13 protein-coding genes are annotated in these 15,302 nt (G+C 69.0%); 5 read left to right on the top strand and 8 right to left on the bottom strand.

Translation table 11 applies throughout. From position 1 onward, the window contains the following. The first annotated feature begins 32 nt into the window (after positions 1 to 32). From A5678_RS02465 to A5678_RS02445, 5 genes are all read left to right on the top strand, one after another. A complete protein-coding gene (locus tag A5678_RS02465; protein WP_068037897.1) occupies positions 33 to 581 on the top strand; it encodes a R3H domain-containing nucleic acid-binding protein in 549 nt (182 codons plus the stop codon). Positions 582 to 638: 57 nt separating this feature from the next. Then, complete coding sequence (gene rsmG / locus A5678_RS02460; protein WP_068037893.1) at positions 639 to 1,364, top strand: 16S rRNA (guanine(527)-N(7))-methyltransferase RsmG; 726 nt, start codon at positions 639 to 641, stop codon at positions 1,362 to 1,364. Positions 1,365 to 1,444: 80 nt separating this feature from the next. Continuing rightward, positions 1,445 to 2,341, top strand: a complete 897-nt coding sequence (locus A5678_RS02455) for a ParA family protein (RefSeq protein ID WP_231983562.1) — start codon at positions 1,445 to 1,447, stop codon at positions 2,339 to 2,341. Positions 2,342 to 2,364: 23 nt separating this feature from the next. After that, on the top strand, positions 2,365 to 3,348 hold the full coding sequence (locus A5678_RS02450; RefSeq protein WP_068037887.1) for a ParB/RepB/Spo0J family partition protein: 984 nt from the start codon (positions 2,365 to 2,367) through the stop codon (positions 3,346 to 3,348). A gap of 266 nt (positions 3,349 to 3,614) precedes the next feature. Further along, complete coding sequence (locus A5678_RS02445) at positions 3,615 to 4,367, top strand: acetyltransferase (RefSeq protein WP_068037884.1); 753 nt, start codon at positions 3,615 to 3,617, stop codon at positions 4,365 to 4,367. Here the strand turns inward: A5678_RS02445 and A5678_RS02440 are convergent. The 8 genes from A5678_RS02440 to A5678_RS02405 form a co-directional block, all read right to left on the bottom strand. Further along, a complete protein-coding gene (locus tag A5678_RS02440) occupies positions 4,364 to 5,584 on the bottom strand; it encodes an N-acetylmuramoyl-L-alanine amidase (protein ID WP_068037881.1) in 1,221 nt (406 codons plus the stop codon). The genes A5678_RS02445 and A5678_RS02440 overlap by 4 nt on opposite strands. Before the next feature lie 135 nt (positions 5,585 to 5,719). Next, positions 5,720 to 6,073 (bottom strand): thioredoxin, encoded by a 354-nt coding sequence (gene trxA, locus A5678_RS02435; RefSeq protein ID WP_068037878.1) that lies wholly within the window; start codon positions 6,071 to 6,073, stop codon positions 5,720 to 5,722. Continuing rightward, entirely contained in the window at positions 6,070 to 7,077 is a 1,008-nt protein-coding gene (trxB, locus tag A5678_RS02430) for a thioredoxin-disulfide reductase (protein ID WP_068037875.1), read from the bottom strand. Before trxB ends, trxA begins: the two co-directional genes overlap by 4 nt. Positions 7,078 to 7,167: 90 nt before the next feature. Next, positions 7,168 to 7,896, bottom strand: a complete 729-nt coding sequence (locus tag A5678_RS02425) for a hypothetical protein (protein WP_068037871.1) — start codon at positions 7,894 to 7,896, stop codon at positions 7,168 to 7,170. Next, a complete protein-coding gene (gene sigM, locus A5678_RS02420) occupies positions 7,889 to 8,500 on the bottom strand; it encodes an RNA polymerase sigma factor SigM (protein WP_068037863.1) in 612 nt (203 codons plus the stop codon). The genes A5678_RS02425 and sigM overlap by 8 nt, the downstream gene beginning before the upstream one ends. Positions 8,501 to 8,564: 64 nt before the next feature. Continuing rightward, complete coding sequence (gene murJ / locus A5678_RS02415) at positions 8,565 to 12,185, bottom strand: murein biosynthesis integral membrane protein MurJ (protein ID WP_231983556.1); 3,621 nt, start codon at positions 12,183 to 12,185, stop codon at positions 8,565 to 8,567. Further along, on the bottom strand, positions 12,182 to 14,563 hold the full coding sequence (locus A5678_RS02410) for a hypothetical protein (protein ID WP_068037859.1): 2,382 nt from the start codon (positions 14,561 to 14,563) through the stop codon (positions 12,182 to 12,184). The genes murJ and A5678_RS02410 overlap by 4 nt, the downstream gene beginning before the upstream one ends. Next, complete coding sequence (locus A5678_RS02405) at positions 14,560 to 15,294, bottom strand: NUDIX hydrolase (protein WP_068037854.1); 735 nt, start codon at positions 15,292 to 15,294, stop codon at positions 14,560 to 14,562. The genes A5678_RS02410 and A5678_RS02405 overlap by 4 nt, the downstream gene beginning before the upstream one ends. Positions 15,295 to 15,302 lie beyond the last annotated feature (8 nt).

Genomic DNA, 15,302 nt, shown 5'->3' with positions numbered 1-15,302 from the left:
GGCAGGGACCCGTGGATGAGGGAGTGAAAGACATGACCGACGCAGACACCACCGAAATCGATACCGAACTCGACGCCGAGCGGCCGGCCGAGGAAGGCCCGGACGACTTCGACGACCAGGAGGAGCGATTGGTCGCCGAGGGCGAGATTGCCGGCGACTACTTGGAAGAGTTGTTGGACCTGTTGGACTTCGACGGCGACATCGATCTGGACGTCGAGGGCAACCGGGCGGTCGTGAGCATCGACGGTAGCGACGACTTGAACAAGTTGGTGGGCCGCGGCGGTGAGGTGCTCGATGCGCTGCAGGAGCTCACCCGACTGGCGGTGCACCAGAAGACGGGCGTCCGCAGCCGGCTGATGCTCGACATCGCCAGTTGGCGCCGCCGACGTCGTGAGGAACTGGCCGCGCTGGGCGACAAGGTGGCGCGGCGAGTACTCGAATCCGGGGAACGCGAAGAGCTCGCCCCCATGACGCCGTTCGAGCGCAAGATCGTCCACGATGCCGTTGCGGCGGTGCCCGGCGTGCACAGCGAAAGCGAAGGCGTGGAGCCCGCGCGGCGGGTCGTGGTCCTGCACGACTAGCCGAGTTACAGCGGTGTAGTTCCGGCGCGGGCGATCGCGCGTCAGGCGATGCGGAGGATGTTTCACGTGAAACATGTCGGCCCGGTCGACCCCGACGCGGACCAGCCTGCTTCGTCCGAGCCGGACGCCGCGGTGGCGATCTTCGGTCCACGCCTCGACCTCGCGCGTCGGTACGCGGAACTGTTGGCCGGCCCCGGCGTGGAACGGGGGCTGCTGGGTCCGCGCGAAGTGGAGCGAATCTGGGACCGCCATGTACTCAACAGCGCTGCGGTCGCCGAGCTTCTCGAGGCGGGGGAGCGGGTGATCGACATCGGTAGCGGCGCGGGGTTGCCCGGCATTCCATTAGCGCTTGCGCGTCCCGATCTCGAGATGGTGTTGCTCGAACCGTTGTTGCGCCGCAGCGAATTTCTCACCGAGGTCGTCGAGCAACTAGGGTTAGCCGTCGAAGTGGTCCGCGGCCGTGCCGAGGAACTGTGGGTACGTCACCAGTTCGGGGAAAGGGATGCTGCGGTGTCAAGAGCGGTTGCGTCGTTGGACAAGTTGGCGAAGTGGAGCATGCCGCTGCTGCGGCCCGGCGGTCGGATGCTTGCGATCAAGGGCGAGCGCGGCCGCGACGAAGTTGAACAGTACCGGCGTGTGATGGCTGCATCGGGCGCCGTTGATGCCAGGGTGGTGACATGTGGCGCGACCTATTTGCGTCCCCCCGCGACCGTAGTGGTAGCCCGACGCGGGAGGGAGCCGCGCGGCCAGTCGACACGGATCGGGAAGGCCGGGAACCGATGAGCAATCCGGGAGACTCGCCGGCACCCTCGGGGTCGGCCCCGAGCACCGCGCCCGTACAGGCGCCCGTCGCACCCGACGCCATGGGGGATCCAGCGGCGAATGTTTCACGTGAAACAGCGGACGAATTCGATACCCCCATAGGCGCCGCCGCCGAGCGGGCGATGCGGGTCCTCCACACCACATATCCGCCGCTGCGCCGACCGAGCCACCGCCGGGTCCTGACCGTTGCCAATCAGAAGGGTGGTGTCGGCAAGACCACCACCGCGGTGAATCTCGCCGCGGCCCTGGCGCTGCAGGGCCTCAAGACGTTGGTCATCGATCTCGACCCGCAGGGCAATGCCAGCACAGCGCTCGGTATCACCGACCGGCAATCGGGCACACCCTCGTCGTACGAGGTGCTCATCGGCGAGGTGGCCGTCAAGGACGCGCTGCGGCGCAGCCCGCATAACGAGCGACTGTTCTGTGTCCCGGCGACCATCGACCTGGCGGGCGCCGAGATCGAATTGGTCAGCATGGTGGCGCGCGAAAATCGGTTGCGGACCGCCCTGGCCGAACTGGACGACCTCGACTTGGACTACGTCTTCATCGACTGCCCGCCGTCGCTGGGACTACTGACGATCAATGCGCTCGTCGCCGCGCCGGAGGTGATGATCCCGATCCAGTGCGAGTACTACGCGCTTGAGGGTGTGTCGCAGTTGATGCGCAACATCGAGATGGTGAAGGCCCACCTCAACCCAGGGCTCGACGTCAGCACCGTCGTCCTCACCATGTACGACGGTCGGACCAAGCTCGCCGACCAGGTCGCCGAAGAGGTGCGCCGGTACTTCGGAACCAAGGTGCTGCGCACGGTGATCCCACGCAGCGTCAAAGTCTCGGAGGCTCCGGGTTACAGCATGACCATCATCGACTACGACCCCGGTTCTCGGGGGGCGATGAGCTATCTGGACGCGAGCCGCGAGCTCGCCGAACGCGATTGACCACCATCCGTGAAGGGACAACCATGACGCAGCCGTTACGCAAGAAGGGCGGCCTCGGCCGGGGCCTGGCTTCGCTGATCCCGACCGGTCCCGCGGAAGGCGACTCGGGCCCCGCGACCCTCGGCCCGCGGATGGGGGATGCGGCGGCCGACGTGCTGATCGGCGGTCCGGGTCCGGACCTCGCCCCGGCGGGCGCGGTGTATCGCGAAATCGCGCCGGCCGACATCGAGCCCAACCCGCGCCAGCCGCGGCAGGTGTTCGACGACGAGGCGCTCTCCGAGCTGGTGCACTCCATCCGCGAGTTCGGTCTGCTGCAGCCGATCGTGGTGCGGGCCGTCCCGGGAGCCAAGACCGGCCCGCGGTATCAGATCGTCATGGGGGAGCGGCGCTGGCGCGCCGCCCAAGAGGCGGGACTCGCGACCATCCCCACCATCGTCCGCGAGACGGGTGACGACAACCTGCTCCGTGACGCCCTCCTGGAGAACATCCACCGGGTACAGCTCAACCCCTTGGAAGAAGCGGCGGCATACCAGCAGCTGCTCGACGAATTCGGCGTCACTCACGATGAACTCGCCTCGCGCATCGGCCGTTCGCGGCCGTTGATCAGCAACATGATCCGGTTGCTCAAGCTGCCGATCCCGGTGCAGCGGCGGGTGGCCGCGGGCGTGCTGTCGGCCGGCCACGCCCGCGCCCTGCTGTCGCTGGAGGCGGGGCCCGAGGCGCAGGAGGAGCTGGCCAGCCGGATCGTCGCGGAGGGATTGTCGGTGCGGGCGACCGAAGAGGCGGTGACGCTGGCGAACCGGAGCGGCGCGACCGCTCCGGTGCCCCAGCGGCGGAAGCCGATCCAGATGCCCGGCCTGCAGGAAGTCGCCGACCGGCTGTCAAACGCCTTCGATACCCGGGTGTCGGTCAGCCTGGGCAAACGCAAGGGGAAGATCGTCGTCGAGTTCGGCTCCGTCGACGATTTGCAGCGAATAGTCGACATGATGACCACCGCGAACGCGTGAGCCGCCATACCCTGTAATTACGTCACTGTGACACCGGAGCGGTTACGGATCGGCAACACCGGGCCGACGGCACCGTCGCATTTGCGAAAGCGCGTGGTTTTCAAGGATTTTCGGTAACGACTGGGCCCGGACGGTAACGCGCTGAGCGTTCCGGCGCCGTGATCGGTGGCTCGACGACAAAGCTGGCCGGATTGCGACCTCCTCTCCTATCCTGGAGGGGTTGCCGGTGCCATTGGCTGCAGTACCGCACAGGAGCCAGGAGGCTAGTGTCCGTTCGAATCACCCCCCTGCGCCTAGAGGCCTTCGAACAGCTTCCCAAGCACGCGCGCCGCTGCGTGTATTGGGAGGTCGACCCGGCGACGCTCGGTAATCAGGACCACCTCGCCGATCCGGAATTCGAGAAGGAAGCCTGGCTCTCGATGGTCATGCTGGAGTGGGGGTCGTGCGGTCAGGTGGCGACCGCGGCCGTCGACGACAGAAGCCAGAGTGAACCCCCGTGTCTGGGCTATGTGTTCTACGCGCCGCCGCGGGCGGTGCCGCGGGCGCAGCGGTTTCCGACCGCGCCGGTCTCCGCGGACGCGGTCCTGCTGACTTCGATGGGCATCGAGCCGGGGCAGGCCGCCGACGATCTGCTGCACGGGCTGCTGGCCCGGGTGATCGACGAGCTGGTCCGGCGTGGAGTCCGGGCGCTGGAAGCCTTCGGCCGCACGCCGGCCGCGTCGGAGTTGCAGGACCCGCTCGCGGCGGCCCCGGATGTGCTGCCGGTGTTGGAGGCCGTCGGCGACTGCTCGGTGGACCACTGCGTCATCGACGCGGAGTTCCTGCAGGACGCGGGTTTCGTTGTGGTGGCGCCCCACCCGTACTTTCCGCGGCTGCGTCTCGAGCTGGACAAAGGCCTCGGGTGGAAGGCCGAAGTCGAGGCTGCCTTGGAGCGCCTGCTGGAAAACGCACAGTTGCAAGAGCCGGTCGGAGCCGGTTCCGCGTCAGGAAATACGTTGCGGGGAGCCGAAATCGGCTAAGAGCCGCCGAGCCGGCTGGCGCGTTCGACGGACAATTCATGGGCCAGCAGCTCGGCGAAGGTGAAAGTGCCGGTGGGCCGGTCGTTCTTGCCGAGGAGGTAGAGCCGCTTGACCGCGGCGAGGATACCTTCGGCGATGGCGTCGCGGGTCTGCGTCGAGATCAGCATCGCGCGATCATGCGGATTGGTGATATAGCCGACGTCCACCTGCACCGTCGGCATCCGAGTCAGGCGCAACAGATCCCACGTCCGGCCATGCGTCCGGCAATCCCGTAACCCCGTGCGGGCCACCACTTCTCGTTGAATGAAGTCCGCCAGATTGCGCCCGATCGTGGACACCGAGCCGTGCGAATTTCCGAAATGAAAGGAAGCGACGCCGTTGGCGGCGGGGCTGGGCTGGTTCTCGCAGCGCAAGCTGATCATCAGGTCCGCCCCGACGTTGTTGGCCGTGGCGGCGCGTTCTGCGTCGGACGGACTGCGATTGACCGGCCGCGACAGGAAGGTTTCCATGCCGATGGCCGTCATCCGTCCCTCCAGGCGGCTTGCCAAGTCCCACAGCACATCCGCTTCGCTGACCGGTCCGGACGGACCCTGCATGAGCTCGCCGTGATCCGTGCCGCCGCGACCCGGATCGATGATGATCCGCTTGCCCGACAGCTTGGGTCCTGATCGGCGGACCAGCTCCTCCTCGCGGATCGCGTGCGGCGAGCCACCGGTGACTCGAGAGCTCAGAAAGTACAAGGAGCGCAATGTCTCTGGACCGCAGATACCGTCGGCGGCGAGCCCGTACTCACGTTGGTAGGACATCAACGCGTTGTGCGTCTGCAACCCGAAGTGGCCGTCGACCAGGCCGGTGTAGAAACCCAGGTCCTGGAGCCGGGCCTGCAATGTGGCGACGTCGTCACCGTAGAGCGGGGCACCGAATTGGTGATACAGCGTGCGCGCGCCGAGCCGGTACGACGCCTCCTTCAGCGCCCGGTAGGTGGCCTCGCCTACGATGCCGTCCACCAGCAGTCCGCGTTGCTGCTGGAAAGCGCGCACCGCCTGGTCGAGTTCGACATCGAAGAGCTCGAGGGGTACGTGTCGACCGGTGGTGAGATCGTCCTCGGCGCCGTCCAGCAGCCCTAGCGCTGACAATGTAGCCCGGATTTCGGTCACAGCTGCACTACGGTCACCGCAGCGCAGCGCATCGCCGTATTCACGGCGCGGACTCGACATACCAAAGGCCCTCCGGGACACACTGACAGGCTCGCATCTGAGCAACAGCTAACAGCAATTGTCGCAGATGCTTCGCATATTCGGGAAAACCCCAGGCTGAACGCCGGGGCGTGGTGCGGCGAACTTAGATCACGATCAGCTCAGGTTGGGAACCGCGTCCGAGAGCTCCCGCAGCAAGGCCGCCTTACCCTTGGCGCCGACGATCCGCTTCACCGGCTGGCCGTCTTTGAACAGAATCATGGTGGGGATGGAGACGACTTGGAAGTCGCGCGCGGTCTCCGGATTGGCATCCACATCGAGCTTCGCGACGGTGAGCTGCTCGGCGCGCTCGCTCGCAATTTCCTCGAGAACCGGCGCGACCATCTTGCACGGCCCGCACCAGGTCGCCCAAAAGTCAACCAGCACAGGCTTATTGCTGGACAATACCTCCGTGGAGAACGACGCGTCAGAGACTTCGATTGTGGCCCCGGCTTTTTCGGAGTCGGTCATTGAGGTGCTCCAATCATCTCGGTACTGCCAGGAAATTCAGTTGCGTCGCTTTGAGCGGCCGAGCTCGATTCGACATGTTCGGCCAGCCACCGTTCGGCGTCGATGGCCGCTGAGCAGCCGCTGCCGGCGGCGGTGATCGCCTGGCGGTACGTACGATCCACCAGGTCCCCTGCGGCGAACACGCCCTCGATCGAGGTGGCCGTGGTGCGGCCTTGGACTAGCACGTAGCCGTCGGGGTCGGTGTCGAGAACATCGCGCACCAACTCCGAGCGCGGGTCGTGACCGATCGCCACGAAGACTCCCGTCACGGGCAGCGTGGATTCCTCCCCGGTGAGGGAGTCGCCTATTCGCAAACCCGTCACCGTCTGGTCGCCTTCGACGCCTAGCACGGCCTTGTTGGTCGCAAAGGTGATTTTGTCGTTGGCCCGGGCGCGTTCGAGCATGATGCGCGAGGCGCGGAACTCGTCGCGGCGGTGCACCAGGGTGACGCTGCGCGCGAACCGGGTCAAAAAGGTGGCTTCCTCCATCGCCGAGTCACCGCCACCGATGACCGCGATGTCTTGGTCCCTGAAGAAGAACCCGTCACAGGTCGCGCACGAACTCACGCCACGGCCTAGCAACTCCTGCTCACCGGGCACCCCCAGGTACCGCGCCGCCGCGCCCATGGCCAAGATGACCGCCCGGGCGCGGACGGTTTCTCCCTCGGCGGTCGTCACCGACTTGACCGGCCCCTCCAGCGACACCGACTCGACGTCTTCCATCCGCAGATCGGCCCCGAACCGCAGCGCCTGCTCGCGCATCTGGTCCATCAACTCAGGACCGGTGATGCCGTCACGAAAACCCGGGAAATTCTCCACCTCGGTGGTGGTCATCAGCGCACCACCAAACGACGTCCCTTCGAACACCACCGGCGCCAACTGCGCCCGCGCCGCATACAACGCCGCGGTGTATCCAGCGGGACCTGAACCAATGATGATCACGTCGTGCACAGTGTCGGCGGTCATAGAACCCTTTCAAACGATCGTCCCTGGATTCGTACAAACGCCAGCGTAGGCACGGCTGTTCCCGGGTGTCGGACAACCCATGGCACCACACTAGGGGCGGGGGACTTCGGTGTTGGCCAACAAGCCGGTATCGGCGGCGCTGCAGTTCAGCGCGACCGCGTAGACCGCCAGGCTGTGGGGAGTATCGCCGGCCACCACCAGCACGACGCCAGGGCGGGCGTTGATCTCGACCCGGCGCGCGCCGAGCACCTGCGTGGATGCCGGGTAGCCCAGGCCGGTGAGGCAGGAGGCGCGCCGGGCCGGGTCGTCGAGGGGGCCGTAATCCGGGCTCTGGTTGAGCAGGCCCAGGATCTCGTCCTGCGACAGCGGGACCACCATCGGCGGGGTCGACACGGTGATGTGCTCGGCGGTGACCGGGGTGCTGGGAGCGGGCTCCGGGGCGGTGATCAGCGCCGCGGTGCCCACCCCCACCGCCGCGAGCAGCGCGCCCACGCCCGCCACCATGGCGACGACCCGCGCGGGCCGGACCCGGGGCCGGGCCGAGTGGGCGACCGGCTCATTTGCCTCCGCCGAGGCCAGGGCTGCCGAGATGCGTGCGGTGACCTCGGGCGGGACTTCGGGTGCCGGGCCGGCCCGCAGCGTGGCGACGTCGCAGCGCGCCCGGGTGAGGGCGCGCAGAATCTGCTCGGCCTGCGGGTCATCGCGGACCCGTCGACGTACGCGGGCGGCGGATTCGTCGTCCAGCAGCCCGGCTTGCAGGTCGGCGAGAAGCTCAACCGTCAGGGGCGGCTCGTCGGCTTCGTCGTCGGCTTCACTCATCCGCCCCAGTGTCCGTCATGCGCTGCTTGACGGCCATGGGTGGCCCCGGGTCGGGCGTGGCTTTGAGGTAGCCCAGCAGCTCGGCGAGGCGCATGCGGGCCCGGGCGCATCGGCTCTTGACGGTGCCCTCGGCGACGCCGAGCAGGGCGGCGGTGTCGGCCACCGAGTAGCCCTGCATGTCGACGGCCACCACGGCGGCCCGCTGCTCGACGGGAAGGCGCATCAAGGCGCGTTGCACCGCGATCGCGTTCTCGACCTGGGCCGTGCGATCGGCCACCGGGTAGACGTCTTCGAGCGGGACGGTCGGATGGGCCTTGGTGCGCCGCAGCCGGTCCAGGCAGGCGTTGACGACGATGCGGTGCAGCCAGCTGCCGACCGCGGCGTCATGCCGAAACGCCCCGGCGCCGCGGTGCGCCGAGAGCATGGCGTCCTGCAGCGCGTCCTCGGCATCCTCGGCAGTGCGCGTGGTGAGCCGGGCCAGCCGGTGCAGCTGTCGCTGGTGACGTAGGAACAACTCGCCGAAGGCGTGCCGGTCGCCGGCGACGTGGGCTGCCAGCAGCTCGGCATCACTGCGTTCGCGCTGGATGTCTCGCCGGGAGCCCACGGCCGGACAGTAACCAATCGGCTGCGGGGCGGCACTTCACCGCGGCGGGGCGCTGTGAGCGCGGTCAGGAAGCGGCCTGGACCGTGATCTCGAAGAAGCCGGCCTGGCTCTTACCGTTGGTGGTTCCCAGCGTGGAGATCCACACCAAGAGGTTTGACGTCGGCGCACCGGCGCGGACCGGGATGACGTTGTGACCCGGCTTGAGCGTGAAGGCGGGCGCCAGCACCGTGGTGTCGTTCAGCGCCGCCGGGGAGGCCGTGGCCGACGAGCGAATCTCGACCTTGGTCCCGCTGCTGGGCGTGTCGATGGTGACCTGCCCGACCACGGTGGCGCTGGGCAGCTGCAGCATTAGCCCTTCACCCTGCTTGAAGCTGGGGAACGGGACCGCGTCGGTGTAGACCTCGGTCGCCCATGCGGTGGAGGGGTCGCCGTCGATCGCCTGCCCGGCCGTGCCGGCGTTGTCGGCATCCCCGTCGGGGGCGTAGACCGTGGCCTTGGTCGGCTTGACGACACTGCCTGCGGCCGCGGAACTGGGGGCCGATGACGAGGTGGAGGAGGAGGGGCCGTTCAGTCCGAGCTCGTCTTTGTTGAGGCCGCCGCCGACGTTGCCGAAGATCTTGCTCACCACCGACGCGAGCACCAACAGGGCCACCACGATGACGACAAGTCCCGCACCCACGCCGATGACCACGTTGCGGCGTCGGCGCGCCAGGGTCGCCTCGTCCTGACCCGCGGACGCGCGGGCGGTGGCCGGCGCCGGCGAATCGTCGATCGGACCAAGCACCTCGGTCCGGTCGGCGACCGCCGTCGCTTGTTGCAGGAGATTCAAAAGCGTTGACGCGCTGCGTATCCCGCCGTCCTCCTGAACCGCGCGGACCGCGACGGCCGAGATCTGGAAGGGAATGCTGCGGTCGATGACCATCGGCTCCACGGGCTGGCCCGTCGAATCGCGTCCCGCCGGGGCGAGCCCGCTGCGCACGCTCGACTCCGCGAGCGGCCACCGGTTGACCAGCAGCGCATACAGCGCGGCACCGATCCCGCGGATGTCGCCCTGCGGGTTGGCCTCCGGCATGGTCGCCGGATACGCCAGCACGACGTCGCCCTCGATGCTGACGCGCACCCGGCTCGGGTGGTCGATCGACAACGCGACGCCGGCGCGGTGGGCGGCGTCGGCAGCCGCCGCCAACGACTGCATGGCCCGGACGGCGCCGACGGGCGACGGCGCGGTGTCCGCCACCTCCTGCAGCGAACCGCCCCGCACCCACTCCGAGACGACCAGGCCACCGTGCCCGGTGTGGACCACGTCGAGCACCCGGGCGACGCCGGGCTTGTCGATGCGGCTGAGCCGCAGAGTGCGGGACAGGATTTCCTGCAGCACCTCGTCGGGCAATGCACCGTCGGGGTCGACGAAGGTCAGCGCCACCTGCCGATCCAGCGCGGTGTCCAGCGCCTGCCAGAACTGCAGGGGCGGCGCGCCGCCGTGGAAGACCAGCAGGCGATACCGGCCGCCGGCGATGCGAGCGCCGGGAACCAAATGGACGTCGTCTCCGGCCGGGTCCCCGCCGCGGTCGCGGGGCGCGTCAAAGGGGGCCGGCCCGCCCCGCGACTCGGGCGCAACGTCGCCGTTGCGCTTGTCGGACGGGCGCGAGGCCGCCTGCTCGGGCGGGTGGTCGGCGGGGATGTCGGGTTGGAAGTCGTCGGCAACCGGTCGTGGCAGCTCGGCACCCGACGCGGCACTCTCGACAGGGCGGTCGGTCACCTCCGGTCCTTTCGCTATCCGGGCTGGCATTGCCCGCTCCGGAGGTCTGCGCCGGATCGGCTCCTGGACCGCATTTACCCCAGGCGGGGACGAATTCCTCTGCTCAGGGTACGTGACCGGGGACCGCCCGGACGATCGATCCGGGGTCATCGGTTTGCGGGTAACCGCCGCACGGTCTCCGAGGCGGCGTCTGACGGCGTCCAGTGCAGCCTGCGCCTCCGGGACACGCGCGCGGAGCATCACCGTCGCCATGATCGGCAGCATGATCACTGCCAGGATGAGCAGGCGCAGCAACGAGCCCGCGCCGCCGGCATGCGCGGTCAGCAGGTCGAGTCGCAACAGGCGGTCGGCCACATGGGCCACCAAACCAGCCAGCATCGAGGCGGTGATCGTCACCAGGATGGTGCGCAGCTCGTCTTTGCCAATCAGGTGGCCGCCCTGCGGCAGCAGGGCGTGCCGCAGCAAGAGGTAACCGATGACCGCGCCGGCCAGAAACCCGATGCCGTTTGCCAGCCCCAGATAACCGGCCACCAGCTTGGGATCGCCGGTGAGGTGCGGCGCCAGCACGGATCCGACGATCTTGACGGCCGTGATGACGAGGATGATCACGATCGGCGTCCAGGGCTGCTCGCGCGCGTAGAAGACGCGTAGCTGTAGCAGCACCAGCCCGTACGGGATCAGCGTGAACGCCGACAGGGCGATCGCGGCCCCGAGGTACCCGGCGTCGACCCCGCCGAAGTGGCCGTAGGCGAACAGTGCGCTACCGATCGCCGGACCGCCGACGGTCATGAACGCGACGATCGGGATCAGCGTGATCAGCGTCAGGCGGGTGGCCAGCGACAGGTCGGCAAGCACGGCCTTGGTGTCGTCGGCGGCGGCGTTGCGGCTCAGCCGCGGCATCACCACGGTCAGCACGGTCACGCCGATCATGCCGAACGGCAGCATGAGGACCAGCCAGGTGTAGTTGTAGATCGCGGGGCCCGAGGCCGCCGCCGTGCTGGCGATCTGGTTGCCGACCACCAGACCGAGCTGGCTGATCAACACGTAGAGCACCATCGCGGCGGCCATCGTGCCGAAACGCTTGAGTCGCTCGTCGATTCCCCACAGGGGCCGCAGGTCAACACGCTGGCGGCGCAGCGCCACCAGAAGCACCGCGGTCTGGGCGAAGACGCCCAGCGTGGTGCCGATGCCCAGGACCAGCAGCTTGGTGTTGCCCATCCGAACCGGATCGACGGACAACTCACCGGGGACGGCCGCGTAGACGGCCAAGGTCGCGAGGGCGACGACGTTGTTGACCACCGGCGCCCATGCGGTCGGCCCGAACACGTTGCGGGTGTTGAGGATCGCCATGAACACCGACGTCAGGCCGTAGGCCAGCACCTGGGGGAGCAACAAGTAGGCGAACGCGGTGGTCAGTGGCTGGTTGACCTGCGGGGCGCGGCCGAGCATGAGCCGCACCAGCAGCGGCGCGGCAAGCACCGACAACGCGGTCGCCAGCACCAGCAGCGCGGTCGTCAGCGTGACCAGCCGCCGCACGAAGGCGGCGCCGCCGTCGGGGTCGTTCTGTTCGGCGCGGGCCAGAACCGGCACGAAAATGGCGGTGAAGGTCGCCTCGAGTACCAGCGCGGCCACCAGGTTCGGCAGTTGATTGGCCACCGAGAAAGCGCTGGACAGCGCGGCGCCGAGGATGGCCGCCAGCAGTACGATCCGGGCGAAGCCGGTCAGCCGGCTGACCAGCGTAGCGAACGCCATCGCCCACGACCGCGATACGAGGGCGGCGTCGGACAACTCGGGTCGCCGGCGATCGATCCCCGCGGGGACGGGCGGCAGCGGTCCCGTGGGCGGCGAGCCCGGGATTCGGGGTGGCCGCGGCGCCTGTGGCGGGCGGTGGTGGTGCGGCGCGGCCTGCCGGCGGGCGGAATTCATACTCGGTGCTCTTGCTCGACCCGATCGTCGTTCTGCCCGTCCACGTGCGTAAATCTGGCTCCGGGTGGGTCCGGCCGGTCCAGGTCGGCGCGGTCGGGCTGGCCGCGGAAGCGGTGCCACAGGCGCCGCCCGGCCAGCAATACCAGCACGGCCGCTGCCGTCATGGTGATCGCGAACAGCACCTTGCCGTAGGCGTTGGAATGCACCGACAGCCGAACCGGCTCGCCCAGGCGCATGCCCTCCGGAGTTCGCAGCGTCACGTCGATGGCGACGCGCTGGGTGAAATTCACTTCGATCGGCACCCGCAGCGGTAGGTATCCCGGCGGCAATTCGATCTGGCCTACGTCGGTGACCGACATCCCCGGCGGGGCGTCGACCTGTAACCGCACGCGGATGGGAACCGCCAGGCCGTTGTGCAACGCCAGCGGTAGGGGACTGTGCTCGGTGGCCAGGGTGTAGGAGCCGCCCGGGTTGACGATCGTGACCGCGCCGAACAGGTCGCTGATCGTCTTGCCCACGACGGCCAGGCGCTGCTGGGCCATTCCGTTACGGGTGTCGGGCGGTTCGGATTGGCTCAGCGCGCGCAGCATGTCTTCGCGCAGCGGGGCGGTGTACTGGATGCCGGTCAGCCCAGTGCGCTCGTCGGTGCTCAGCGCCGACGTCAGGCCCCAGAGCCGGCCGACCTGAGCGGCCACCGCGGCGGCGACGTCGTCGCCGAATCGGCCGCGCACGGAGGCGTAAGCCCCCGCCGGCTCGGACTGCTCGGTGCGGGCCGCGGCTTCGGCGACCACCGCCGGAAGCGGTCGCGGTACCGCAAGACCGGACCGGATGGAGGTGGTGAGGGCGGTCAAGATGACGTGGGCGTCGTCGGCCTGCAGGTTCCATGTCGCCGGGGGGACCAAGACTTGGGTGCGGGGCGCGTCGTCGTGGCGCAAGGCGTGCCAGAACATCGAACCCAAGGCGTCCTGGCGGCGCGCGGTGACCGAGTCGTGCGCGAGCCGGACGGTCAGCGACGGGTCCAGGTAGGTGGGGGCGGAGGGGGAACTTCCCGCCCCGGCCAGCGCGGCGCCCACCGCCGGATCGAACGGCGCAACCACCACCTGCGCGGACAGCCGCCGCGGCGCGGTGTCGACGGTCGCGTCGGCGGATCCCTGCGCTTCCCCGGCGGACAGTTCGGCGGCGGCAACGGCGACGGTGCTTTCGTTGCCGCCCAGCAGGCTGACCGCGCGGTTGGTCAGCGGGCCGTCGGGCAACAGCGTCGCGCCGCGGACGGAGGCGACGTCCAGAATGCGGTCGACGATGCTGTTGACGCCGGTGGTGGCGGCGGCGCTGAGCCCTCGATCGTTGACGCGTTGCAGGGCGTCCAGGTCGGCTTGCGCGTAGGGGAGCGGCGCGACGCAGGTGCGGTGCGCCAGGGCGCGCAGCCGGTTGAGCCACTCGGCCGCGGCGGCCTGCCCGGCGCCCGGATGGGTCGGGGTGCCCGGTAGCTGGGCGGGGCCCTCGGGCGAATCGGACACCACGTAGCCCGCGGTCATCGCGTTGACGGTAACGAGCAGGTCGGGGTCGACGGCCAGGCACAACGCCCGGCCGACCGCGCCGTCCGGGTCGACGTCGTGGCTGGTGGCGACCTCGGCCGCGGACAGCAAAATGTCGAGCCGGCCGCCGCTGGCCAGCGAGGTGGCGAGGTCGTCGTCGACCAGACGCACCGGAATGGTGCCGCCGGGCACCCCGGGGGCCAGCCGGGGCCGGTCTGCCAGGGGCCACAACATGGTGATCCACACGGGTTTGGAGGTGTCGGGCGCGACGGCGGAGCCCAGATCACCGCCCTGATCGGGGGGTACACCGACCACCGGCAACAGGAATCGTGCGTTGTCGAGGCGGGCGGGGGCGCCGTAGTCGGGTGTGCCGTTCACGTTGACCAGGACCGGATAGATGCCCGGCTTGCTGATCCCCAAGGACTGTTTGGTCAACGAGCGCAGCGGCGCGGACAGGGTGAAGCCGGCTTCCTGCCCGCGCTGCAGTTCGGGAGCGACCGTGAGGAAATCGGCGGCCGCCTGATACCCGTCGGTCTCGCCGTCCAGGGTGGTCCGCAATCCCGCGGACGCGGTGATCGCCCCGGCGTGTTCGAGCCGAACCATGACGTCGCGGACGGGGCGGTCGCCGATGTTGGTCACCATGCCGCTGACGGTGACGACGGGTTGGCTGGACGTGGTGACCACATCTGGGGTGACTTGGTCGATGCGGACGCGGACGAACGGTGTCACGCCCGGCTCGCCCGCGGCCGCGCGCGGCATGACGGGCGCGGTGAGCATCGCGAACCCGGCCACGATGCCGATCACTGCCGCGAGGCGCAACAAGCAGAGGCGGGGCGCCGTCACGGCCCTGGCCCGTGGCCGTTCTTCCGGCTGGTCGCCGGCTTGTCGGCGTGCCGGGTGCGCGAGTGCGTCTGCGGGCGGCGCCGGGGAGAACTGGGCGGCAGCGGCGGCAGAGCGGCGGGGCCGTGGTTTTGGAGCTTGTCGATCAGCTCGTGGGCCACCCGGGCGAGTCGACGTTCGTCGGCGTAGGCCAGCTTCGACGGCAGTTCGTGCATCGGCACCCAGGCCACCTCGGCCACTTCGAGGTCCTCGTCGGACAACTCGCCGCCGGAGAAGCGCATCAAATAGTGGTGCACGGTCTTGTGGACCCGGCGGCCGTCGGTGACGAACCAGTAGTCGATGCGTCCGAGCGCGGCCAGCACGCTGCCGCGGATGCCGGTCTCTTCGGCGACTTCTCTTATAGCGGTCTGCTCTGCGGTCTCACCGAGTTCGATGTGTCCCTTGGGCAGCGACCACAGCATTCGGCCCCGGCGATCGATGCGGCCGATAAGCGCCGCGACCTGAGAGTCGCGGGGCCCGTCGAGGCCGTCGATGACCAGTCCTCCGGCGGAGGTTTCGTGCACGGTCCGCAGCCGGTCCGGTCCGCGGCGCGGCGAACGGGATCGGCGCGATTTCGTCGCCGTCGAGTCGGCGGGGGCTTGGCCGTTCGTCTGGTTCTCGGTCGAACCGGCAGCGCTGCGACCGCGCCGCCGCCCCCGGCGCCTACGTGGCTTGCCTTGTTCGCCGTCCGACACCCAAGCGA

The sequence above is a fragment of the Mycobacterium sp. E2733 genome, from assembly GCF_001667585.1.
Taxonomy (GTDB): domain Bacteria; phylum Actinomycetota; class Actinomycetes; order Mycobacteriales; family Mycobacteriaceae; genus Mycobacterium.
Note: the sequence above shows the minus strand (reverse complement) of the source record. Positions and strands in the feature narration are given on the sequence as shown.